We start from the raw sequence: 23,031 nt of genomic DNA on the forward strand, positions 1-23,031 counted from the left end.
TATCAAAATAAAATTGTATTTAAAACTGGTTTGTATAATATATATGTCTTGCTAAATCCTTATTTCCAAAATCTACAATAATAATTCCATAGCTAGTATCATCTTTTAACTGGTATTCCATCAAAAGTTCATTTAATGTATTTGCGTATCCACGTGGATGTCCAATCTTTCCATCGCCACTCGTACTAACAAAATTCAGAAACAATGTATTCTCATCTGCCTCGCAGTTTTCAAGTCCATCTACGATTGCTTCATACTTGTCCTCAACGTTGTATTTATATCGATCCTGTATCCACGCTCTGTAATTGTTATACACATAAAGCTCATATGGAATATCGATAGGTGTATTATTATCCTGCTCCGCCCACTGCATATTAAGGCCCATCATATCTGTTGCAGCTGCATCTGAAAATCTTGTAGCAAGCACAATACGCCCTCTCACATCACTCAGCAAAGGTATTTCATCTTCTGTGTACCAATAATCTTTATTAGCACTAATCTGTTCAGTTAATAAATTTTGGATATCGCTTACCGAATGGTCATCGTCTTCTATCTTGATATTTACAATAACTGTCTCTGTAGGATACTGCTGCAAAAAGCTATATACATCAGCACACACATCATCAAAATATAGATAATCCGAAAATAGATTGCCATCTTCATGACAGCTGGCAAAATTATGTACCATCTTTACTTTATTTGTCTTTTCGTCTAAGGCAACGCGAAAATCTAAATATCTATAGCCATTATCTAACTGTTCAGAAACATCAGTATCCTGGCATCTCATCACATACCCCAACATTACATTTCTAGCACAACTATCATGTGTTCCAGGAATAGTAATTTCTGATAAGTAAAGGTCGTCAGACAGGTTGCCCATCCAACTAGTTGTATCGGCATAAGGAACGGATTCATCAATACTTACGCTTGAATAAGTGTCATCATCACTTACAAAAAGTACCACAAGAATGACTACTATAATTGCAATCATTATACCGCACACAATTCTAAAGATTCGTCCTTTTCCCATATGGTACATCCCCCTATCTCCATTTTTTCTTATGCTCATTTTACCATTTATTAGTGACAAAGTCTTATAGTTTCTTTAAAATATAGCTTATGATAGAACGAAAGAGACTCCTTTCAATAGGATATTACAAAAAAGCTCCCTCATTCACAGGAAGCGATGGCAACAAATGCTACAAAATTCAAAAATTAAGTGAAGAAGGTGCTGATGACAAATTCCAAGCAACCATCTGGCCTGGCCCATTCAGCTCCGAAAACACGCCCGACGAAAAAAAGCTCTCAAACACTGCCCCCTTTACCGAGGACGGCCTCCAAGAGCTGGTAGACTGGATGAATTCCACCCCCGTAGAGTAACCCTCGCGGTTTGCTTGCACCTGGGGGCTTCGGACTCCCCTGCCTGCCCGGCACAATCACAGATTTAGGATTATCTAAATGTGTAGTCGCCCATATTTATTAGTAGGTGTTCTTACAAAGTTTTACAATTCTATCGGTAAGGTATGCCCTAGACGGACATTCTTTACATTAAATTATCAGCTGTCTAAAGCTAGCTTTGTATTAATTACTATTTGCTTTGTAGTGAACTTAGAAAAAATAAAAGAGATATTTGATATGGATTGGCAGCTGCCGCTAGGACGGCGGCAGCAGTGGTCACTTGAAACAGGACGTTGAATGTGCCACGGTGCCAATTCATACAAATATCTCTTTTTTATTTTTCTTAGTGAGCGGAGTAGCAAAAGTAATAATACAAAGACTAGTTTAGACTAGCTGATTATAAATATTATTTTTGTCCGTCTAGGTCACACATTACCTTCGAATTGTAAAAGCTTCGTAAGTACACCTACATATGGGAGACTTTACACATTAAGATAATCTATAAATCTGCTCAAATGATGCAGGGCAGGCAGGGGAGTCCGAATCCCCCAGGTGCAAGCAAGCCACACCACGCTCTACATACGGCGGTGGAATTCAGACGGTTAGGATATGGCGGCCTTGAGCTCACGTTTGTTTTCGTACATATGAGTGTCTGCACGCTTTAGTAAGGTGCGGAAGTCTCTGTCTAGAGAGGCGTCGTATTTTGCATCTCCGACAGCTACGCCAATGTCGAAGATATGGTCGCCTTCAAGGTTGGCAGTATATACTTTTGCCATGAAAAGCTTTTTGAGGCGTTCCATATTTATGTGGCGGCCTGCTGGAATTATACAACAGAACTCATCTCCACCTGTTCTGTAACAGTTTCCGTATTTACCATAAACACTGTTAAATAGTTCGGCCACGATTGTGATATATTCATCACCAGCTTCATGTCCATATGTGTCGTTGCAGTGCTTTAGTCCGTTGGCATCAGCTACGACTACAACAAGTCCATCTAGGCTACTGCCTTTTTCCGCTTCTACCTTTGTCTGTCTTTCAAATGCATTTCTGTTGTAGAGACCTGTCATGCTGTCAGTAAGAGCAAATACTTCAAGCTGTTTAGCACGACGTCCTTTTTCAAGTATTTCATTTGCTTCTTTAATCATGTCCCAAGCAAGCATAAATACAAATATAAAGAATACATATCTGCCTACTTCATCAGCGTCTCCAAGGGATTTGTAATATTGAGCTATATCTACAAATAGCGCAAATACGAATAACGAAAGCCCGGCAGCACATATTTCAAGTCTGCGTGAGAAGTTTCTTCTAATAATTTGTCCAACCATTCCAACGATGAGATAAACAGCTGTAATCATCAACAGAACCTGCGTGTACACAAGGGTCTCTCTATACTCTGCAATCTTTGTGAAATGCAACACAGATAATACAACTGTCTGTACTACTGAGTATCCAATAATAAGCTTACGGAAGAAAACGCTTTTGATTCCTAGATATGAATCGAAAAACATAATCATAGAAGGCACAACAAGCATTAAGCAAAAGTATGGTATCAATGAATCAACAACTTTATTATTCATTAAAAGGGATGATACATCCGTCTCGTTTATCGACCAAATACCGCAGAAAAAAGAGAAATAACCTAAATACAATAATTCTCTACTGAGATTCTGTTTTTCATGCATAACTGCATAATATATGAACAGTAATAAACTTAGGAAAACAATTAATAAACTAACAAAGAATCTTGGCATTGAAGCTGCCATAAGATGATCATACATTCCATAAGAACTACCTATATAAAATGTAAGCTTTTGATTTGCCACGATATCATATGTTGGCTTAACAATAATGGCAATCTGAACCATTTTTTCATTAATCTCAACAAAGTGATAAGATGAACCTGGGCTAGATGTCCAGAAGCCACCAGTCTTATTAAAAGAATAGATTTCTCGGCCCATATTATAAGCCGTAACTTCCTGGTGGGATGTATAGAACGCTATACCTGAATAATTATAATCATAATCTACTAGCTTAAAGAAATATTCCTTTGAACCATCAGATAATTGAGCCACGGAATATGGCTCTATTTCTTCTGTTATTACATTATCTACCGTGTCTGTTGTTGTAAAATAACATAAAGCAAGAGCTATAGCAGCTGCTATAACTATCGCTATGTTTATTCTTGCTAATAACCCTATTTTTTTACCCTTATTATCTTGTGCCATAACTACCCCTGAACTTGCCTAGCGTGCGTTATATTTTATAACGCATATTTTCTTTTTCATAATTTTATAACAATTTTACCATGGATAGTACACAAAGACAAGGAATACTTCTACCTCAAAAAGCCTGAGATGTACTTAAATAAGCGGTTTGTCCCCACTATATAACTGTCATGATTTTCATCTGGTAAGATGTGTAATTCTGCCTCAGGAATGTTGGCAGCTATTTTTTCAGACTCTTTCTCCTTGATGCAATCATCCTCTCCCGCAAATATCATGGCTGGCACCGATATGCGACGCAAGTCCGATGGAGAAATATCAGGTTCCTCAAGCATCATAAGAATTTTAGGGTCATTTGTTCTCTTATAATCCTTTTTCATTTCGCGAAGCGCTCTGTGATGTATTCCTGCTGGTGAAAGATTCGCACCACAGCATACAATACCTGAAAGTAGTTTGCTTGCTTTTATAGCAACTAAAAGAGCAATTATGCCACCATCTGAATATCCTACAAGATATGGTTTCTCAATATCTAAAGCTGTAATAAGATTGATTACATCATCTGCCATATCTCTATAATGATATTCCTTTGGAGTTGCACTCTCTCCATGGCCTCTTGAATCCATAGCGTAAACTGTATGATACATGCTCATAGTCTCTGCTAAAGCATCAAAATCATGAAGATTTCCGTTATTTCCGTGTATAAGAATAACCGGCGTACCCTCGCCGGTCTTCTCATAGCATATTACCTGTGAATTGAGTTGAATATACATAATTCGCCCTCTATATCTTTCCTCTTATTTCTCAGCAATAACCTGCTTCATGTCGTAAAGCCCTGCTGGCTTGCCTGCTAAGAATTTTGCTGCTTCAACAGCTCCCTTAGCAAATACGCTCTTAGAATATGCCGTATGCTTGATAGTAATAACTTCATCAAGTCCTGCAAAAATAACCTCATGCTCACCAACAATATTTCCACCTCTAACTGCAGAAATACCAATTTCGTTCTTAGGTCTCTTTTCTCTTCTGTCTGCTCGTCCATAGCAGTACTCATACTTTTCATCTAATGCTTCATTGCAAGCATCTGCAAGTGCAAGTGCTGTTCCACTTGGAGCATCTAATTTTTGATTGTGATGCTTCTCTACGATTTCGATATCATATCCTGCATCTGCAAATACCTGAGTTGCCTTTTTGCAAAGATCAAATAATGTATTAATTCCAAGTGACATGTTTGCAGAACGAAGCACTGCCACTTTCTTGCTAGCTGTATCAACATGATTAATCATATCATCTGTAAGTCCTGTTGTGCAAAGAACAACCGGCTTGCCATTTGATTCGCAGTATGTCAAAAGGCCATCTACAGCTGCGGCATTTGAAAAATCAATAATTACATCAAAATCTACATCTACATCGGAAATAGAATCAAATACTGGGTATTCATTATCAATTCCTTTGAATTTATCTACACCAGCAACAATTGATACTTCGCTGTCCGCTTTACACAAATCAGTAATAACTCGTCCCATGTGGCCATTGCAGCCGTGCATAACTACTTTTGTCATTTTGTCACCTCAATCTAAAAAACTTATATTACTAGTAAACATCCTAAGTGATTCGTCGTATTCCTCATCTTTTGAAGGATTAGCTTTAATTTTCATTTCCTTGTACATTCGTTTATCTTCGTACATGGCCTGATCAGCTTTTACCACAACATCATCAAAATCATCGGATGGATTGTACATATTTATTCCAAAGGAGCATGTATATGGTGTTTCTTGAAGCTTCACCTTTATATTATGTATAAGCGTATCAGCCTCTTCCTTGGTGGCTTTTATTCCCAGCATCATAAACTCATCTCCACCTGTTCGGTAAAGAATAAATTTGCTAGGCTTTACGGAACGACATACTTCAGCAAAAGTTAGCAATGCAATATCGCCAGCCTTATGACCAAAGTTGTCATTTATATATTTTAGATCATTTAAATCCATAGATATGATGGCCATTTTATTCTTTGCATGTCTTTCTGCATCTGCATAAAAGCACCTACGCTTATAACATCTAGATACAGAATCTATGTTATATCTGGCCGCATACATATACATATATAAAAATAGGATTCCAATAGCCAAAAGTGGCAGAACATAAGAAAGCACAGTAACTATTACAAAGCCTGATGTTGAATATATGATTGTTCCAACCATGGCAATTAACAGAGCTGTAGCTCCATAGATAAATCTAAATTTTACCTTGTGATCAAAAGCTCTCATTGTAAATATGAACACAATCAAAGCCACACATGAAAACATGCCAAAAAATAGACCGCTGCTAGTTCCAATTATCCACCCTCTAACCATAGCTTCTCCTCGTAAAAACCCTACAATTGAGAATATAACAGTAGCCAGAGATTATTTCTCTGGCTTAATGTTTAATACACTGTCTGCTATTTCAAACAATCCAGGCGTCATGTTAAGACCAGTCAATATCACATTTGTGAAAACCGACTTGCCTTCTAATACTTCCATAATATCCTGTTCTGAAACTATTCCCTCGTCAACAACGCCGAGGATTTCATCAAGAATAAGTAAATCACATTCTCCTGTACCAAGAACCTTTTTTGCATAGTTCAAGCCATTGAGAATGTTGATTTTCTCCTCCTGCTTTTGCTCATCTGTAAGATTTTGAAAACCTTCTTTTGAACGCTCAAATCTGAAAAGCTTGATTTCTGGTTCAAGCTTCTCAAGATAATCTGAATCGTTTTCTGATTTTAAGAACTGTATTATGATTGTACTTCTACCTTCTGAAGCAAAGCGCAGAGCATATCCAAGCGCTGCCGCTGATTTGCCCTGTCCGCTTCCGTAGTAGACCTGTATAGTTCCCTTTTCCATAAATCTCCTACTTTCTAATGCTAGCTCTCTTTCTCATAAGAGGATCAAGGATTCTCTTTCTGATACGTAAAGATTCTGGAGTTACTTCCAAAAGCTCATCTACATCGATGAAATCAAGAGCCTGCTCAAGACTAAGAACTTTAGGTGGTACAAGAGTAAGTGCCTCATCTGCTGATGATGAACGAGTATTTGTAAGATGCTTTTTCTTACATACATTAAGCTCGATATCTTCAGCACGTGAGCTCTGTCCAATTACCATACCAGAATATACTTTTTCGCCTGGTCCAATGAAAAGTGTACCACGCTCCTGAGCTGAGAAAAGTCCGTATGTAACAGACTCGCCTGACTCGAATGCAATAAGTGAGCCCTGCTTACGATAAGCAATGTCACCCTTGTATATCTCATAACCGTCGAAAATTGTATTGATTATACCATTTCCTTTTGTATCTGTCATGAATTCTCCACGATATCCAATAAGTCCACGTGCAGGAATCTTAAATTCGATTCGTGTATAACCACCTGTGATAGGTGTCATGTTCTGAAGCTCACCCTTTCTCTGAGAAAGCTTTTCGATAACTGCACCAGTAAACTCATCTGGTACATCTACATAAGCACGCTCCATTGGCTCAAGCTTGTGTCCCTTTTCATCTGTCTTGTAAAGAACCTCAGCTTTTGATACTGCAAACTCGAAACCTTCACGACGCATATTTTCAATAAGAACTGAAAGATGGAGCTCGCCACGTCCTGAAACCTTAAGTGAATCAGGTGAATCTGTATCTTCAACTCTAAGTGAAACGTCTGTGTTAAGCTCCTTCATAAGGCGCTCTCTGATATGACGTGATGTAACGTACTTTCCTTCCTGACCAGCAAGCGGACTATCATTTACAATAAAGTTCATTGAAATGGTAGGTTCAGAAATCTTCTGGAATGGAATAGGATTTGGTGCATCTACTGCACAAATAGTATCTCCGATGTGAATATCTGAAATACCTGAAATAGCTACGATTGAACCAATCTCAGCTGAATCTACATCTACTTTGTCAAGTCCATCATACTCAAATAGCTTTGAAATACGAACCTTATTGTTTTTCTCAGGATCATGAGCATTAACTACTACTGCATCCTGGTTTACCTTGATTGAACCATTTTCTACCTTACCGATACCAATTCTACCAACGTACTCGTTGTAGTCGATTGTAGAAATAAGAACCTGTGTAGGAGCCTCTGGGTCTCCCTGAGGTGCAGGGATGTAATCAACGATTGTCTCGAAGAGAGCTGTCATATCCTTATGCTCTTCATCAAGACTTCTGATAGCGTAACCTTCCTTTGCTGACGCATAAATGAATGGGCAATCAAGCTGCTCATCAGATGCATCAAGATCCATGAAAAGCTCAAGGACTTCATCGATAACTTCATCAGGACGAGCCTCTGGTCTATCGATTTTGTTGATACATACAATAACTGGTAAATCAAGATCAAGTGCTTTCATAAGAACGAACTTTGTCTGTGGCATTGCACCTTCAAATGCATCTACTACAAGAACAACACCGTTTACCATCTTAAGAACACGCTCAACCTCACCACCGAAGTCAGCATGACCTGGTGTATCAATAATGTTAATCTTTGTGCCTTTATAATATACTGCTGTGTTTTTTGAAAGAATTGTGATACCACGCTCACGCTCAATGTCATTTGAATCCATGACACGCTCAGCTACTTCCTGATTCTCACGGAATACACCAGACTGCTTTAAAAGCTCATCTACAAGTGTAGTTTTACCATGATCTACGTGTGCGATAATCGCAATATTTCTAATATCTTCTCTACTCTGAATTGCCATAAAACTTCCTTTTCTACTGCAAACCTATAGTTACAGTAAAAACCCCTAGTCCGCTGGTTACGGCTACAAGCCTTAGTATTTCTCCGCTCGACAACACGTCTCGCTTGAGAAATCTAAGAGCTTGCTGCCTACCAGCTCATTTAACATCCATACCTATCAACCTTTACATAATACAGCGGCATCTCAGTCTTGGCAAGCGCGAGGAGGATATGACCATCATTTTCCGAGTGTAATGAAGGAAAATGATGGTCTAGTAAGCGAAGCTTACATCTGGCCTCCGGGAGCATGAAAAACTAGGATGCCGCATATTTATTGCTACGATTATTTTGTAGGTATGAGTTCGGTCTTGCCACCCATGTAAGGCTGGAGTGCCTTAGGGATAGCTACGCTACCATCCTCACGGAGGTTGTTCTCTAAGAATGCAATAAGCATACGTGGTGGAGCAACAACTGTGTTGTTAAGAGTGTGAGCAAAGTACTTTGTACCATCCTCAGCCTTAACACGAATCTTAAGACGACGTGCCTGAGCATCACCAAGATTTGAGCAGCTACCAACCTCAAAGTACTTCTTCTGACGTGGTGACCATGCCTCAACGTCACAAGACTTAACCTTAAGATCTGCCAAATCTCCTGAGCAGCACTCAAGTGTACGTACAGGGATGTCTAAGCTACGGAATAAATCAACTGTGTTCTGCCAAAGCTTATCGTAGTACATCTTTGAATCCTCTGGCTTACAAACAACAATCATCTCCTGCTTCTCGAACTGGTGAATACGGTATACACCACGCTCTTCAATACCATGAGCACCCTTTTCCTTACGGAAGCATGGGCTGTAGCTTGTAAGTGTATATGGCAAGTTTGCTTCATCATTAAGTGTATCGATGAACTTACCAATCATTGAATGCTCTGATGTTCCGATGAGGTAAAGATCTTCACCTTCGATTTTGTACATCATAGCGTCCATCTCTTCGAATGACATAACGCCTGTAACAACGTTTGAACGAATCATGAAAGGTGGGATACAATATGTAAATCCTCTATCGATCATGAAATCACGAGCATATGAGATAACTGCTGAGTGAAGACGAGCAATATCTCCCATTAAGTAGTAGAAACCATTACCTGCAACCTTACCAGCTGCATCCATATCGATACCATTGAATCTCTCCATGATATCTGTGTGATATGGGATTTCGAAATCAGGAACCACTGGTTCACCAAACCTTTCGATTTCAACGTTGCAAGAATCATCTGGACCAATTGGAACTGAAGGATCAATGATGTTAGGAATCTTCATCATGATTTCTTCAACCTTGTCTGAAAGCTCCTTCTCAACTGGCTCAAGGTCCTTTATACGCTGCTTAAGCTCTGCAACTTCCTTCTTTGCAGCCTCAGCTTCTTCCTTTTTGCCCTGTCCCATTAATGCGCCAATCTGCTTTGATGCCTTGTTCATCTCAGCACGGAGGTCATCTGCCTCCTGCTGAGCAGCACGTCTCTTGTCATCAAGCTCAATTACTTCATCAACAAGACCAAGCTTGTGCTCCTGGAACTTCTTTTTAATATTCTCTTTAACTGCGTCTGGATTTTCGCGTAAAAATTTAATGTCGATCATACTATATCTCCTAATCTATACTAAATACTTTAATAACTATTTGATGAGTGATAATTAATTCGACTTCTTACCACTAACTCTAAATATGTACCAAAGCTGTGTTGCGATAAAGATAGATGAATATGTACCAGCAATTACACCAGCAAGAAGTGGTAATGCGAACTCTCTGATTGATGAAACACCAAGGATGAGAAGCATAAGTACCATGATTGCTGTTGTGATTGATGTTGAAATACTACGAGACAATGTCTGTGACAATGAGCTATTAGCAAGTTCCTTAAGGTTCTCCGCTGTTTCTGTTCTGATTGCCTTGTGGTTTTCTCTGATACGGTCAAACACAACGATTGTATCGTTAACTGAATAACCGATAACTGTAAGCATACATGCAATAAATGCTGAACCAACTGATATACGTGCAAATGCGTAAAGTGACAATACAACAAGTACATCGTGGATAAGCGCTATTATTGCAGATGATGCAAATCTGATATCTTTAAATCTGAACCAAATATATACAAGCATGCAAAGTACTGAAACGATAACCGCTATTGTTGACTGACTACGCATCTCGCCTGAGATTGTAGAACCAATACTCTGTGAAGTAATTGAATCCTCTGCAACTGAGTACTTTGACTCGAACATTTCATTTAAAGCTGTACGCTCATCAAGTGTAAGTGTACGTGTCTTGAAAATTGCCTGGTTGGTTCCATCAACTGTTGTTGTCTGGATACTACCCTCGCTAATATCAAGTGTAGAAGCGATATCTGGAACAACGATGCTATCTAACTGCTCAAGTGTATATGTTTCGTTGAAATCAACTGTTGTTGATGTACCACCAAGGAATTCAAGCGAGTAGTTAAGTCCTGCACCATCCTTTGCTTTAAATACGCCAATTGTTACAAAGCCAGCGGCAATGATTGCTACTGAAATGCCAATAAAGATTGCTTTCTTTCCAACAAAATCGAATTTTGTAGGTTCCTTAGCCTTACCGTATGCCTTTGGTGAACGAACGCCAAGTGCATAGAAAGAGTTCATAAGAATACGTGTAATAACAAGTGCTGTGAACATTGATAAAACAACACCAAGCGCAAGAGTAATTGCGAATCCCTTTACAGTACCTGAACCAAGGATTCCAAGAACTGCTGCTGCAATAAGTGTTGTAATGTTTCCATCAAGGATAGCTGAAAGGGCCTTTGAGAATCCTGTTTCAATTGCTGAGATAACAGGACGTCCGCTTTTGATTTCCTCGCGGATACGAGCAAAACAAATTACATTTGCATCAACCGCCATACCGATTGAAAGAATCATACCAGCGATACCTGGCAATGTAAGTGTAATATCAAATGCCTTTAAGATTCCGATAAGCATTGCTGTGTAAAGAGCAAGTGCAAGTGAAGCAACAACACCTGGTACTAAGTACATAGCAATAAGGAATAACATAACGATTACAAGACCTACGCCTGCAGCGATAAGTGATGTTCTAAGAGCGTCAGAACCAAGCTGAGCACCTACTACCTGAGACTCAAGCTCTGTAAGCTCAATATCAAGTCCACCAATACGAATGTATGAAGCAAGCTTCTGAGCCTGTTCGTATGAATCCATTCCTTCGATGATACAGTTACCATCTGAGATTGCATTCTTTACTGTAGGAACTGAAACAAACTTACCATCATAGTAGATTGCAATTGAATCACCTGTTAATGAAGCTGCTGTAGTTGCTGCTGAGAATGCTGTTGTTCCCTCATCGTCGAAACGAAGCTGAACAACATACTCTGTAGCGTTTGTTGTCTGGTTTGTCTGAGTAGCTGCCTGTGCGCTGGTAACATTTGTACCAGTTGCAATAACTGAGCCATTATCAATCAATGTATCGATGTCATAGTTAAGTGTGCCATCGATGTTGCCGTCTGCATCATACCCGTTGATTGTGTAGTTTGGATTTCCATCAATATCATACTGAGTAATGAAGTAAAGTGTACCTGGTGTACCAAGCTCTTCCAAAAGAGCATTAGCATCAGTAACACCTGGAATTTCAACTGTGATACGCTTATCGCCTACACGATAAACATTAGCTTCTGTAGTTGAGCTTTCTTCGCCCAAGTCGTTTTCAATACGCTGCTGAAGCTTAAGGATTGTATCCTCCATCTGCTCGTCAGTAGGTGTATCTCCAACTGCTTCGTATGTAATGCTGACACCACCGTCAAGATCAAGTCCTAACTTAAGGCTGTCGTCAGTCTTATTGATTGTGCCTGTAAGAACAAGTGCTGCATAGTAACCAAGTAAACCAAGGATTACTACAAACGCAACAAGCCAGGCAATACCCTGTCCCTTTTTTAAACGTTTCATTTTTATTCTCCTATTCTATTTATTGTGCCTCAGCCTCTAGCTCGCTTGCGTGAACCTTTAATGCAATAGCACATTCAATACGTTTTTTCTGTAACTCGCAGCCAACGTGATAGTTCCCCAAAATGCTGCCAGTAAAGTTATATGCATTAGCAGCGCAACCACCGCTACAGTAAAATCTTGCGAAGCAATTCTTACATTCTTCCTTAGCGTAAACATTGCAGTGCTTGAACTGATTAACAACATCAGTCTTTTTCACTCCGTTATATACATCGCCAAGACAGAAGTCTGTGTTTCCAACAAACTGATGACATGGATAAAGCTCACCAGTAGGTGTAACTGCCATGTACTCAGTTCCTGAACCACATCCTGAAAGACGCTTGTAAACACATGGGCCACCTTCCAAATCAATCATGAAGTGGAAGAAGTTGAAGTCCTCATCTGTGCCCTGACGTCTCATCATCTCTGCTGCAAGATTATCGTATTCTTCGAAAAGCTTAGGTAAATCTTCCTCGCGGATAGCGTAATCATCTGTATCCTGAGCAACTACTGGCTCAACTGAGATTTGCTTGAAGCCTTCGTTTGCCAAGTGGATAACATCCTTTGAGAAATCAAGGTTGTTTCTAGTGAATGTTCCTCTGATGTAATATTTATCCTGATTTCTTGACTCTGCCAACTTTTTAAACTTTGGCATTACGATTTCGTAGCTTGGTGCGCCTTTTCTGAATGGACGCATAAGATTATGAATCTCTGGACGACCATCGCAGCTAAGTACTACATTGGCCATTTCCTTGTTTGCAAATTCCTGAATCTCGTCATTTAAAAGAACGCCGTTTGTTGTAAGAGTGAATCGGAAGTTCTTTCCGTGTTCCTTTTCAATTGAACGACCATACTTAACAAGATCCTTTACAACCTGCCAGTTCATAAGTGGCTCACCACCGAAGAAATCAACCTCAAGGTTACGACGGCTGCCTGAATTAGCAACTAAGAAATCAAGTGCTTGCTTACCAACTTCGTAGCTCATGAGCTCGCGCTTACCTGTGTGGTATTCGCCTTCCTCTGCGAAGCAGTATTTACATGCCAAGTTGCAATCGTGTGTTATATGTAGGCAAAGAGCCTTTACCACTGTAGGGCGTGCTGTAAAATCAGCAATGTGAGGCTCGTAGTTATCCTCTGTAAATAATGAGCCATCGTCAATAAGCTGCTGAATTTCGGATTTGATAGCGTTAAGCTCCTCCTCTGAAACTTCTGAATGGCTCTCTTTCATCTTTGCAAACGCCTCGTCTGCACCATGCTCCTGCCAGAGAGCAAGGTAATCGTATGTGACATCATCAACTACGTGAATCGCGCCACTGTTAATATCTATGACAACGTTATAACCGTTGTTTTTAAACTGGTGTATCACTAAAAATAAAGTCCTTTCATAAACGCACAATAGACCGTTCCCCTAATTTACATTAGACAGGACCGGCCTTCGCGTTAAATATAGATAATCTTTGTGAGATTAGTTCTTGTGCTCACAGCTCTGGTTACCAACTGTGCAAGATGTCTTGCAAGCTGACTGGCATGATGTCTGGCACTCGCCACATCCACCTTCTTTAACTGTGTTCTGTAATCTCTTTGTGTTAAGTGTCTTAATGTGTTCCATCTTATTTCTCCTTTTATATTAATTGCTCCTAAGAGCCAAAAAGCTAGAGTAAATTATACTACAGCTAGGTAAAAATAGAAAGTATTTCCTACTGTCCATCAGGTTCTACTTCTACCTCAGATTCCAATTCTTCGTCTGTTACAACTTCAGAATCTTCCTCTGTATCAGCATCTGCATTAAGAACGTTTGTAGAATTAACTACAGCATTCTCTACACAGAAATCTGTTGCCTTTTCTGTACGATATGCAAGCTCAAAATATTTCTGTCCGCCATATCCATCTACAGTGAAATCAGCATAGAATGTATCAAGGTCTGTGTAACCCATCTTCTGATAAATTGGTGTGATGAACTCTGTGTAACCCTCTTCATCAACATCTATACCTTCCTTATTGGCAATAGCCTCAAGGATAAGCTCTGTCTTAGTTGATTCCTTAACATTCTCTGTGAGAGTATTGATTACTTCCTGGTAATCATATCCCATAGATGTAAGGTATGCTTCCATTGTTGTGCCGTATGCTTCATACTGCTTGCTCTGAATAGAAAGGATAAGATCTACTCTTGCCTGAAGAAGTCCCTCTGGCACCTCTGAAACAGTACAGTTGTTAATAAGAGCATTTAATACTGCTGTCTCTGTATCATTCTCAAGATTATCCTCTAATGAAGCTGTATATTCTTCCTTGAGAGAATCCATATATTCATCAACTGTATCATAACCTAAGTTTGCTGATACAACATCGTCTGTCAAATCATCCTCTGACTCGATAGCCTTTGCGATGTAATTAATCTGGAATGTAAATACTACTGTCTGGCCAGCTAAATCTGTATTGCCATATGACTCTGGGAAAGTAACATCATATGCAACCTCATCACCAACGCTATGTCCTACAAGACCTGCTGTAAATCCATCGATGAAGCCTGTAGTACCACCAGCCATACAATTGCCTGCCACATCAATCATCTGGTCCTCTGCTGAACCACCATCAAAAGGCACTCCATCCTGTGAACCAACATAATCAACGTTTACTATTGAATCTTCCTGAACCTCTGTCTGGCTATCATCCTCAGCATAAACTGCCGCAGACTCAATAGTATCTGCTACATACTGAGCGAATCCCTCGTCAGTATATTCGTACTCCCCTTCGATTGTAACTTCAAGCCCTTTGTAATCCCCAAGTGTAACATAATCGTCAACATTGTATTCAATCTCTGCTACCTGTGTAGTCTCCTCTGTAGCCTCATCAGAAGATTTTCCGCAAGCCACCATAGAAGTAGCCATCACTGTAGCCAAAGCCAACGCTAAAACTCTATTTTTCATCACAAAACCTCCGTCAAATATGCGAATCTTGCGCTATTGTACCACATATACCCCTCGAAATCAAAAAACTACAGCCCCGCATTTGCAGGGCTGTTTTAATTAGTCTATTATTTTTTAGCCTTTGATTTTGCAGGCTTTTTAGGGGTTTCTTTTTTCTTGGCGCGGTCGTACATGACAGACATTTTGTAGATTTTTTCTGCAAGGTCCTCTGTGATTTCTCCGTCGATGAGGCGCCACTGCCAGTTGCCTGAGTCTGTACCTGGGATGTTGATACGGTTGTATTTGCCAAGACCAAGGAAGTCTTGCATCTGTGCTACGAAGAGTATGGCCACAGAACTCATGCCACCACGAATCATGCCCCAGTTGAAGCCTTCTGATTTAGAGATACCTAAATACTTGCAGGCGTAGTCTTTGTCTTTTTTGTTGGCTTCCTGGTACCACTCCATGACTGTTGCATTATCGTGGGTGCCAGTGTAACATACGCAGTTTTTGTCATATGTGTGTGGCTGGTAGTTGTTTGGTTCTCCAGAATCAAATGCAAATTCAAGGACTTTCATGCCTGGCCACTTGCTGTCCTGAAGAAGCTCTACAACAGTTGGAGATGGTTCACCTAAATCCTCTGCTATAAATTCTATATTTGGGAATTTTTCTGATAGAAGGCCTACCAAATCCATTCCAGGGCCTTTCTTCCATTTGCCCTTCTTTGCAGTCTTCTGTCCTGCTGGAACAGCCCAATATTCATCAAAGCCTCTGAAGTGATCAATACGTAATACATCATAGAGCTTTGCTGCGCCCTCGATTCTTCGTATCCACCAACGATAGCCATCCTTCTTTAAGGCTTTCCAGTTGTAACATGGATTACCCCAAAGCTGACCGTCTTCACTAAAATAATCTGGTGGAACACCGGCCACCTCAACAGGATAGTTTTCCTCGTCTAAGCTAAAGAATTCTGGCTCAGCCCAAACATCACATGAGTCAAGCGCTACATATATTGGTAAATCTCCAATGATTTCTATTCCTAAATCATTGATATACTTTTTAAGCTTGGCCCACTGCTTGAAGAACAAATATTGAATATATACAAAGAATTCAATGTCCTGTTCTAATTGCTTTTTGTATTTCTCTACTGCCTCTGGCTTGTGAAGACGAATATCTTCCTCTGGCCACTCCTGCCAGCTAAGCTGTCCAAAATGCTTTTTAATAGACATAAATAGGGCATAGTTCTCTACCCATGGATTGTTCTTCTTAAAGTGAGAAATCTCACCTAGTGCATCCTTGTAGCCTCTTTCCTTAGCCTTTTCAAGAATCTTGAATCTGCTGCTGTAGATTTGTCCATAATCCACGTATCTTGGATTTGTTCCCCAGTTTTCAGCCTCTACTTCCTTTTTTGTAAGAAGCTTTTCCTCTATCAGCATTTCAAGATCTATGAAATAAGGGTTTCCGGCAAATGTAGAAAAGCTCTGATAAGGACTGTCACCATAGCTGGTTGGTCCTAGTGGTAAAACCTGCCAATACTTCTGACCTGAAGCTTTCAAAAAATCCGCAAATTCATATGCTGCCTTACCAAATGTGCCAATGCCATATGCAGATGGCAATGAAGATATAGGCAGTAAAATACCGCTACTTCTTTTCATATTCTCTCTCCTAGCCTTTTACAGCTCCCGCAATTACGCCTTTGATAATATATTTCTGAAGGCAAATGTACATGATGATGATTGGTAAAACTGTCATCATAATGCATGCCATCATTGGTCCCATTTCAACATGTCCATAGCTGCCGCGGAAATACTGAATAAGAATTGGAATAGTCATGTATTTCTTACGGTCTAGAACAAGATATGGTAATAAGTAATCGTTCCAAAGCCACATTGTCTCAAGAATTGCTACTGAAATAAGTGTAGGCTTCAATATAGGTAAAACAATTTGGAAAAATGTCTGGATTGGATTACAGCCGTCAATCATTGCTGCTTCCTCAATTTCCAGAGGAATTGATTTCATGAAACCTGTAAACATAAACACCGCCAGTCCAGCGCCAAAACCTAAATATATTATACATATATTGAATGGTGTATCCAAATCCAATCTATCAGCTGTAGATGAAAGTGTGAACATAAGCATTTGGAATGGTACTACCATTGAGAACACGAAAAGAGCATAGCATACTTTTGAGAGCATTCCGTGAACTCGAGTTATGTACCAAGCGCACATTGATGTACCAATCAAAATAAGCACATCAGATGTGACAGTGATAACTAAGCTGTATCCAAAAGCTGCTGCAAATCCCTTTGAAGAAAGAGCATCCTTATAGTTTTCAAGACCTATAAAGCTCTTCGCATCTGGCAGTTGAAAAACTGTGTTTGTACTAATAAATGTATCACCCTTAAGTGAGTTAATTAATATCATAAAAACTGGATAAATCCAAAGTACAGCCAAAATGCATAAAACTATAAATACAATAGTCTTGGCAATATTCTCTTTTGCTTTCATTACTGCTGCACCTCCTTTGATTTAGTAAATTTCAACTGAATCATGGAGATAATGATTACCATAATACAGAAGATAACAGCCTTTGCCTGTCCGTAGCCCTTCCACTGTGGGCCTGTACGGCTGTAGAAGGTATTATAGATATTAAGTGCAAGCATTTCAGATGCATGAGCAGGTTCACCACCAGTCAATGCCAGGTTCTGATCAAATAGCTTGAATCCATTAGTGATTGTAAGGAAAGTACAAATTGTAATTGAAGGCATTACATTTGGAATCTTTACTCTGAAAAGAATCTGATTTGTTGTAGCACCATCAATCTTCGCAGCTTCAATATAATCATCAGGAATAGATTGTAAGCCTGCGATGTAGATAATCATCATATAACCAATCTGCTGCCAACACATAAGAATTGTCAAACCGATAAATCCATATGTTGCATTAAGAGCAAGAAGTGGCTTTTCCAAAAGTGAAAGGACACAGTTTAAAAGAATCTGCCAAATGTAACCAAGAACAATACCACCGATTAGGTTTGGCATAAAGAAAACTGTTCTAAAAAAGTTAGATGCTTTTATTTTGTTTGTAAGTGCCAGAGCAATAGCAAATGCTATTACATTTATTAACACTGTGGATACCACAGTAAAAAGCGCTGTAAACCAGAATGAATGCCAAAACTCACTATCTAGTATTGCATACGCGTAATTGTCTACTCCAATAAATGTTGCTTTTTTAATAGTTGTAAATTTACAGAATGATAAATACAAACCTTGTACAAATGGATATATAAAACCGACGCAAAAAGCCGCTAAAGTAGGTAGTACAAATATGGGCCAGTATTTTCTAATAGCTTTCTCCATAGCAATCTCCAATCCCAAAAAATTTGGAGGGCGTTAGGCCTCGCCCTCCTAAGAATAAAAGAAGAAAAAATACTCTAAAAAGAGTCTTTCTTTAGTTATTAGCTGCAGCGTATTCTGATGCCCAGCCATCAACGAATGCTGAAACAACATCGTCCCATGAACCTGTGCCTGCTGCATATGCTGTAAGAGCACTACCTACGCCATTCTTCCATTCTTCTGAAGGCATAGTTGTGAAGTTCCAAGAAACTGGTGTCTTGCCTGCTTCTGTGTATGCTCTATCGTTAAGTACGAAAAGGTTAGTTGTATCTGCTGCATTCTTGAAAGGAATTACACCGATGTTTTCAGAAAGCATCTGTGTACCTTCCTCAGATGTAACCATCCATGTAAGGAAATCAATTGTTGCCTGAATATCTTCTTCTGATGCCTCAGAGTTTACACACCAGTAGTTTTCTGTACCTGTGCAAAGTCCCTGATTAGCCTCATCGCCTGCGCCAATGTAAATTGGAATCATTGCAAGCTGATCATCTGTCATACCCTTGTCTGTAAGGTTCTTATATTCCCATGAACCATTCTGATAGAATACTGCCTTGCCTTCTGCGAATTCGTTTTCTGCATCATCACCAGTCTTACCAGCTAACTCAGAAGGATCACATGTTGCATTGTTGATGTAAAGATCCCACATAGCCTTGTAGTTATCAAGGTATGTTCCTTCGATAGCATCTGTAGAATCAATGCCCTTGTCCTGATACTCGAAGTAAATAGGAAGGTTTGCAAGGTGTGTCTTGAATCTCCAATCAGAAGAACCATCCATACCTGCTGATGTAAATGCTGAGAATCCAAGCTCACTTGAACGAGCAGTGATATCCTCTGCAACTGTCTTTAAGTCATCAAAGCTTGCGATATCATCAAGTGTATATCCAGCCTGCTCAAGTAATTCTGTGTTTACGATAAGTCCATAAGACTCGATTACGTATGCAATACCTGCAACAGCATCTCCATCGTAAAGTGCGAATGAATCACTTGTTAACTCATCATAGAGAGATGAACCCTTAAGGTCATAGCAATAATCCTTCCAGTTAGCGAGACCTACTGGACCGTTTACCTGGAATAATGTAGGAGCTTCGTCTTTAATAATCTCAGATGACAATGTCTCCTCGTATGTACCAGAAGCTGCTGTAATTACTGTTACAGGAACACCTGTCTCCTCTTTGTACTGTGCAGCGATTTCCTGCCAAGCCTCATCTGCCTCTGGCTTGAAGTTAAGATAATAAACCTGTCCACTTGCACTTGCACTATCGCCTGTGCTTGCAGAACCACCATCACTGCTTTCGCTTGAACCACAGCCTGCAAATGCAGCTGTCGACATCATTGCGATTAACCCTAATGCCAATACTTTCTTCATCTTCATTTCTTACACTCTCCTTTTTGTGTATGATAATTTCTATGTTTCAACAAAGGACTCTATACCTCCTTTGTAAAAACCAAGAGAATTACCTACTTAAGAGTCTCACCTTCTCTTAAAGTAGTCGGAAGAATCACATGTCTGTATGTGCGTTTTCCATTAATGATATCTACCAATAATTTCACTGCTTCACTGCCCATTTTTTCCATCGGCTGACATAGAGTTGATAACACAGGATTCATGTATTCAGAAGCTTCTATTCCATCAATCGCAATAACCGCAACATCATCTGGCATCTTTTTACCAGCTTCTCTTAAAGCTTTCATCGCCCCCATTGCCATATTATCTGAGATAGCAAATACTGCTGTGAATTCTCTATTCTTTTTTAACCAATCCTTCATGCCTGAATAGGCATCCGCAATATTGAAACTATTGATTTCTATTATCAGATTTTCATCTAGTTGTATTCCAAAATCCTTTAACGCTCTTTTATAGCCGGCAAATCTCACCTGGCTAACAGAGCCATCATCCACGCCAGATAGCAAAACCACTATCTTTTTATGGCCTTCATTAACCAAATATTCCACTGCATCATATGCAGCCTGGTTATCATCTATACATACACTCGAATAATCAGATTTATCTAATGTTCCATACTGATTATTGAATGTACAACATACATAAGGGACATTGATGCTAGTCATCCGTTCCTTTGTATAATCCAAATTTCCTCCGAGAAAAATCAGACCCTGGAGCTTCTTATCCCTTTCCATTTTGGCGGCGGTCATAATCTCATCCTCGCCTGCTGCGATTTGCTGCATCACCATAGTGTATCCAGCCTTTTCAATGCCACTTCCAATTTCAGTAATAATCTTTGTATAGAATGGGTTGGACAATCCTCTCACCACAACTCCAATGTTGTCTGATGAAGTTCTACCAAGCTCCCTTGCGCTAGTGTTAGGTATATAGTTGTACTCTTGCACAACAGCTAATACCTTTTCCTTAGCTTCCGCGCTTACGTCAGGATGGTCGTTAAGCACCCTTGAAACGGTACTGACACTTACACCTGATAAACGTGCAATGTCTTTAATTGTCATGATTTTTCCTTCCTTTATTGAAACTTAATAGCCTTTTTATTTAACATTCCGGGGCCTAATCCTTCCTGTTAAGAGCTATTATCAGTTTCTGGAACCGTTACTGGTAACGTTTCCAGTACATGTTGATATTAGCTCTTTATCCCCGTCCCGTCAATATCTCCAAGGGCTTTTCGTCCATTCTCACAAATCAGCTGTAAAAATTTTGTGAAATACTTTTGTTTTCTATTTATGTATTTTCTATGTTATTTTTTTGTATATTTTATATTTTCTAAGATTTTTGATAATAATCATGATATATTTTTAAGTGACTCCGGCTACCGGAGAAGATTCATCGGCTGAAAGGAGCTATGATATATGAAGATTTCTAAAAGAATTGCTAGCATTGCCTTCGCATTAGTTTTTTCGCTTAGTGCATTTCTAGCAGTACCTAGCCTTAACGCAGAGGCTAAAACAAAGTCAGCAGCTAGTGGTGTTACAATCGCTGCAGCTTTGATTCAGGGCACTGATGTTGTTGTTACAACTTCAGGTGCAGCATCATCAGAGGATGGCTTATACCACCTTGTAGCATCTGATGCAAACCAAATAGCACCATTAGGTATAGACGTAGCGCAAGCTACAGCTGCTTCTGGTGCAACATTTGCTGTTCCACTTGGTAAAGGAACTGCAAACACAATGCTTTTCAAGAAGTTTACTGTTTGTGTTATGAAGGGTGGAGCTCTTACACCAGTTTCAAACAGCATGTATATTACAAACCCTGAAGGCTGTGCAACTTATGCATGTGCAAGAATGGATTATGGAAAGAAGGGTATTCTTCCAGCACTTGATGTTGCAACATTTAACAAGAGCCAGCCAAGAGACCTTGGTTGCCAGCAGGTTCAGTTAACTCTTCCACTTTCATGGATTTCAAATGGTGGTGGTTCATATAGTTATAACGGAAAGATTTATCACTTTGAGACAGCTAGACTTTCTGGATATGATAACGCTATTAGAAAATACAACGGAATGGGATGCCAGGTTACATTAATTATCGTTGTAGACCAGGCAGCTCAGACAGAGTTCATAAATCCTTATTCTTATGATGGATTAGGACTTCACAATTACTATGGTTTGAATGCATCAACAGCTGAAGGTGTAGATATTCTCAGTGCTGCAGCAGCATTCCTTGGCAACAGATATTCAGGCCACGGATTTGGTCAGGTTGATAACTATATCATTGGTAACGAAGTAAATGCTTGGGGCGATTGGAACTACATGAATTGCGGTTCATTAGAAGCCTTCACACAGCAGTACACAAATGCATTCCGCGTTATGTACAACGGAATCAAATCTGAAAACGCAACAGCTAACGTATACGTTTGTACAGATCAGCAGTGGGCTAGAGCAGGCGCAGCAAATTACTACGCTGGAAAGTCTTTCTTAACTCAGTTCAACTCAATGATTAAGGCAGAGGGAAATGTTGACTGGAGACTTGCTACACACGCTTACATGACACCACTTACAAGCGCAACACCATGGGCACCATCTGGCAGCTTAACACACAGCCAGAGTACTCCTTACATTTCACTTCAGAATATTGATGTTGTAACAGACTTTATGTGTCAGAAAGATATGCTTTCACCTACAGGTGCAGTTAGAACTGTAAAGCTCTCTGAGCAGGGCTACACATCTCTTTCAGGTGAAGAACTTCAGGCAGCAGCTGTTGTATACGCATACCTTGTTGCTATGAACAACAATCACATTGATGGAATGATTCTTTCACGTGAGAAGGATGATCCAGGCGAAATCGCACAAGGTCTCGCTAATGGACTCTGCAACGTAGACGGTTCCAAGAAGATGTCCTACACCTTCTACCAGAACTGTGCAGACCCTAACATAATCGCACAAGCCAGCGCAATCGCAGGCGTGGACCTCAACACACGCATCACACCTAGATAAACCTCT

The 23,031-nt window shown here is 39.8% G+C and carries 19 protein-coding genes; 2 read left to right on the plus strand and 17 right to left on the minus strand.

Annotated elements, in window-relative coordinates; translation table 11 throughout:
• Positions 1-19: 19 nt before the first annotated feature.
• On the minus strand, positions 20-1,030 hold the full coding sequence (locus BO15_RS0101645) for a phosphatidylinositol-specific phospholipase C domain-containing protein (protein WP_033151771.1): 1,011 nt from the start codon (positions 1,028-1,030) through the stop codon (positions 20-22).
• Between the two features lie 89 nt (positions 1,031-1,119).
• On the opposite strand from BO15_RS0101645, the gene BO15_RS0101650 reads away from it, so the two are divergent.
• Positions 1,120-1,380, plus strand: a complete 261-nt coding sequence (locus BO15_RS0101650) for a hypothetical protein (protein ID WP_033151772.1) — start codon at positions 1,120-1,122, stop codon at positions 1,378-1,380.
• Positions 1,381-2,000: 620 nt separating this feature from the next.
• On the opposite strand, the gene BO15_RS0101655 is transcribed toward BO15_RS0101650, so the two are convergent.
• The 16 genes from BO15_RS0101655 to BO15_RS0101730 form a co-directional block, all read right to left on the minus strand.
• Entirely contained in the window at positions 2,001-3,623 is a 1,623-nt protein-coding gene (locus BO15_RS0101655) for a GGDEF domain-containing protein (RefSeq protein ID WP_033151774.1), read from the minus strand.
• Between the two features lie 110 nt (positions 3,624-3,733).
• A complete protein-coding gene (locus tag BO15_RS0101660) occupies positions 3,734-4,390 on the minus strand; it encodes an alpha/beta fold hydrolase (protein WP_033151775.1) in 657 nt (218 codons plus the stop codon).
• A 24-nt stretch (positions 4,391-4,414) separates the two neighbouring features.
• Positions 4,415-5,176 (minus strand): 4-hydroxy-tetrahydrodipicolinate reductase, encoded by a 762-nt coding sequence (gene dapB / locus BO15_RS0101665; protein WP_033151776.1) that lies wholly within the window; start codon positions 5,174-5,176, stop codon positions 4,415-4,417.
• 9 nt (positions 5,177-5,185) lie between these two features.
• A complete protein-coding gene (locus BO15_RS0101670; protein WP_033151778.1) occupies positions 5,186-5,968 on the minus strand; it encodes a GGDEF domain-containing protein in 783 nt (260 codons plus the stop codon).
• A 51-nt stretch (positions 5,969-6,019) separates the two neighbouring features.
• Complete coding sequence (locus BO15_RS0101675; RefSeq protein WP_033151779.1) at positions 6,020-6,499, minus strand: cob(I)yrinic acid a,c-diamide adenosyltransferase; 480 nt, start codon at positions 6,497-6,499, stop codon at positions 6,020-6,022.
• A gap of 7 nt (positions 6,500-6,506) precedes the next feature.
• A complete protein-coding gene (gene typA / locus BO15_RS0101680) occupies positions 6,507-8,339 on the minus strand; it encodes a translational GTPase TypA (RefSeq protein WP_033151781.1) in 1,833 nt (610 codons plus the stop codon).
• Between the two features lie 321 nt (positions 8,340-8,660).
• Positions 8,661-9,950: a serine--tRNA ligase gene (gene serS / locus BO15_RS0101685; protein WP_033151783.1), complete on the minus strand. Its 1,290-nt coding sequence runs from the start codon at positions 9,948-9,950 to the stop codon at positions 8,661-8,663.
• 54 nt (positions 9,951-10,004) lie between these two features.
• A complete protein-coding gene (secD, locus tag BO15_RS0101690) occupies positions 10,005-12,293 on the minus strand; it encodes a protein translocase subunit SecD (protein ID WP_033151785.1) in 2,289 nt (762 codons plus the stop codon).
• 19 nt (positions 12,294-12,312) lie between these two features.
• The gene (scfB, locus tag BO15_RS0101695) at positions 12,313-13,695 is read right to left on the minus strand and encodes a thioether cross-link-forming SCIFF peptide maturase (protein ID WP_033154610.1); all 1,383 of its coding nucleotides are present in this window, start codon (positions 13,693-13,695) and stop codon (positions 12,313-12,315) included.
• Positions 13,696-13,794: 99 nt separating this feature from the next.
• Positions 13,795-13,938 carry a six-cysteine ranthipeptide SCIFF gene (scfA, locus tag BO15_RS0101700; RefSeq protein WP_033151787.1) on the minus strand — a complete coding sequence of 48 codons (144 nt, stop codon included), beginning with the start codon at positions 13,936-13,938 and terminating at the stop codon, positions 13,795-13,797.
• Between the two features lie 88 nt (positions 13,939-14,026).
• Positions 14,027-15,253, minus strand: coding sequence for an FKBP-type peptidyl-prolyl cis-trans isomerase (locus BO15_RS0101705; RefSeq protein ID WP_052169711.1), 1,227 nt, complete (start codon positions 15,251-15,253; stop codon positions 14,027-14,029).
• Between the two features lie 107 nt (positions 15,254-15,360).
• Positions 15,361-16,887 (minus strand): 4-alpha-glucanotransferase, encoded by a 1,527-nt coding sequence (gene malQ / locus BO15_RS0101710; protein ID WP_033151789.1) that lies wholly within the window; start codon positions 16,885-16,887, stop codon positions 15,361-15,363.
• A 10-nt stretch (positions 16,888-16,897) separates the two neighbouring features.
• Positions 16,898-17,740: a carbohydrate ABC transporter permease gene (locus tag BO15_RS0101715; RefSeq protein WP_033151790.1), complete on the minus strand. Its 843-nt coding sequence runs from the start codon at positions 17,738-17,740 to the stop codon at positions 16,898-16,900.
• On the minus strand, positions 17,740-18,591 hold the full coding sequence (locus tag BO15_RS0101720; protein WP_033151792.1) for a carbohydrate ABC transporter permease: 852 nt from the start codon (positions 18,589-18,591) through the stop codon (positions 17,740-17,742). The genes BO15_RS0101715 and BO15_RS0101720 overlap by 1 nt, the downstream gene beginning before the upstream one ends.
• 91 nt (positions 18,592-18,682) lie before the next feature.
• Complete coding sequence (locus BO15_RS0101725) at positions 18,683-19,999, minus strand: ABC transporter substrate-binding protein (RefSeq protein ID WP_081828517.1); 1,317 nt, start codon at positions 19,997-19,999, stop codon at positions 18,683-18,685.
• A gap of 86 nt (positions 20,000-20,085) precedes the next feature.
• Entirely contained in the window at positions 20,086-21,090 is a 1,005-nt protein-coding gene (locus tag BO15_RS0101730; protein ID WP_033151794.1) for a LacI family DNA-binding transcriptional regulator, read from the minus strand.
• A 354-nt stretch (positions 21,091-21,444) separates the two neighbouring features.
• Here BO15_RS0101730 and BO15_RS0101735 point away from each other — a divergent pair, with 354 nt between their 5' ends.
• Positions 21,445-23,025, plus strand: coding sequence for a DUF5722 domain-containing protein (locus tag BO15_RS0101735; protein WP_033151796.1), 1,581 nt, complete (start codon positions 21,445-21,447; stop codon positions 23,023-23,025).
• The last annotated feature ends 6 nt before the right edge of the window (positions 23,026-23,031 follow it).

The sequence above is a fragment of the Pseudobutyrivibrio ruminis HUN009 genome, assembly GCF_000703005.1.
GTDB lineage: Bacteria > Bacillota > Clostridia > Lachnospirales > Lachnospiraceae > Pseudobutyrivibrio > Pseudobutyrivibrio ruminis_A.

Bases quoted from the DNA above. Each gene is read 5' to 3' on its own strand.
- BO15_RS0101645 (WP_033151771.1), bottom strand. From the start codon at position 1,030: ATGGGAAAAGGACGAATCTTTAGAATTGTGTGCGGTATAATGATTGCA.
- BO15_RS0101650 (WP_033151772.1), top strand. From the start codon at position 1,120: ATGATAGAACGAAAGAGACTCCTTTCAATAGGATATTACAAAAAAGCT.
- BO15_RS0101655 (WP_033151774.1), bottom strand. From the start codon at position 3,623: ATGGCACAAGATAATAAGGGTAAAAAAATAGGGTTATTAGCAAGAATA.
- BO15_RS0101660 (WP_033151775.1), bottom strand. From the start codon at position 4,390: ATGTATATTCAACTCAATTCACAGGTAATATGCTATGAGAAGACCGGC.
- dapB (WP_033151776.1), bottom strand. From the start codon at position 5,176: ATGACAAAAGTAGTTATGCACGGCTGCAATGGCCACATGGGACGAGTT.
- BO15_RS0101670 (WP_033151778.1), bottom strand. From the start codon at position 5,968: ATGGTTAGAGGGTGGATAATTGGAACTAGCAGCGGTCTATTTTTTGGC.
- BO15_RS0101675 (WP_033151779.1), bottom strand. From the start codon at position 6,499: ATGGAAAAGGGAACTATACAGGTCTACTACGGAAGCGGACAGGGCAAA.
- typA (WP_033151781.1), bottom strand. From the start codon at position 8,339: ATGGCAATTCAGAGTAGAGAAGATATTAGAAATATTGCGATTATCGCA.
- serS (WP_033151783.1), bottom strand. From the start codon at position 9,950: ATGATCGACATTAAATTTTTACGCGAAAATCCAGACGCAGTTAAAGAG.
- secD (WP_033151785.1), bottom strand. From the start codon at position 12,293: ATGAAACGTTTAAAAAAGGGACAGGGTATTGCCTGGCTTGTTGCGTTT.
- scfA (WP_033151787.1), bottom strand. From the start codon at position 13,938: ATGGAACACATTAAGACACTTAACACAAAGAGATTACAGAACACAGTT.
- BO15_RS0101705 (WP_052169711.1), bottom strand. From the start codon at position 15,253: ATGAAAAATAGAGTTTTAGCGTTGGCTTTGGCTACAGTGATGGCTACT.
- malQ (WP_033151789.1), bottom strand. From the start codon at position 16,887: ATGAAAAGAAGTAGCGGTATTTTACTGCCTATATCTTCATTGCCATCT.
- BO15_RS0101715 (WP_033151790.1), bottom strand. From the start codon at position 17,740: ATGAAAGCAAAAGAGAATATTGCCAAGACTATTGTATTTATAGTTTTA.
- BO15_RS0101720 (WP_033151792.1), bottom strand. From the start codon at position 18,591: ATGGAGAAAGCTATTAGAAAATACTGGCCCATATTTGTACTACCTACT.
- BO15_RS0101725 (WP_081828517.1), bottom strand. From the start codon at position 19,999: ATGAAGATGAAGAAAGTATTGGCATTAGGGTTAATCGCAATGATGTCG.
- BO15_RS0101730 (WP_033151794.1), bottom strand. From the start codon at position 21,090: ATGACAATTAAAGACATTGCACGTTTATCAGGTGTAAGTGTCAGTACC.
- BO15_RS0101735 (WP_033151796.1), top strand. From the start codon at position 21,445: ATGAAGATTTCTAAAAGAATTGCTAGCATTGCCTTCGCATTAGTTTTT.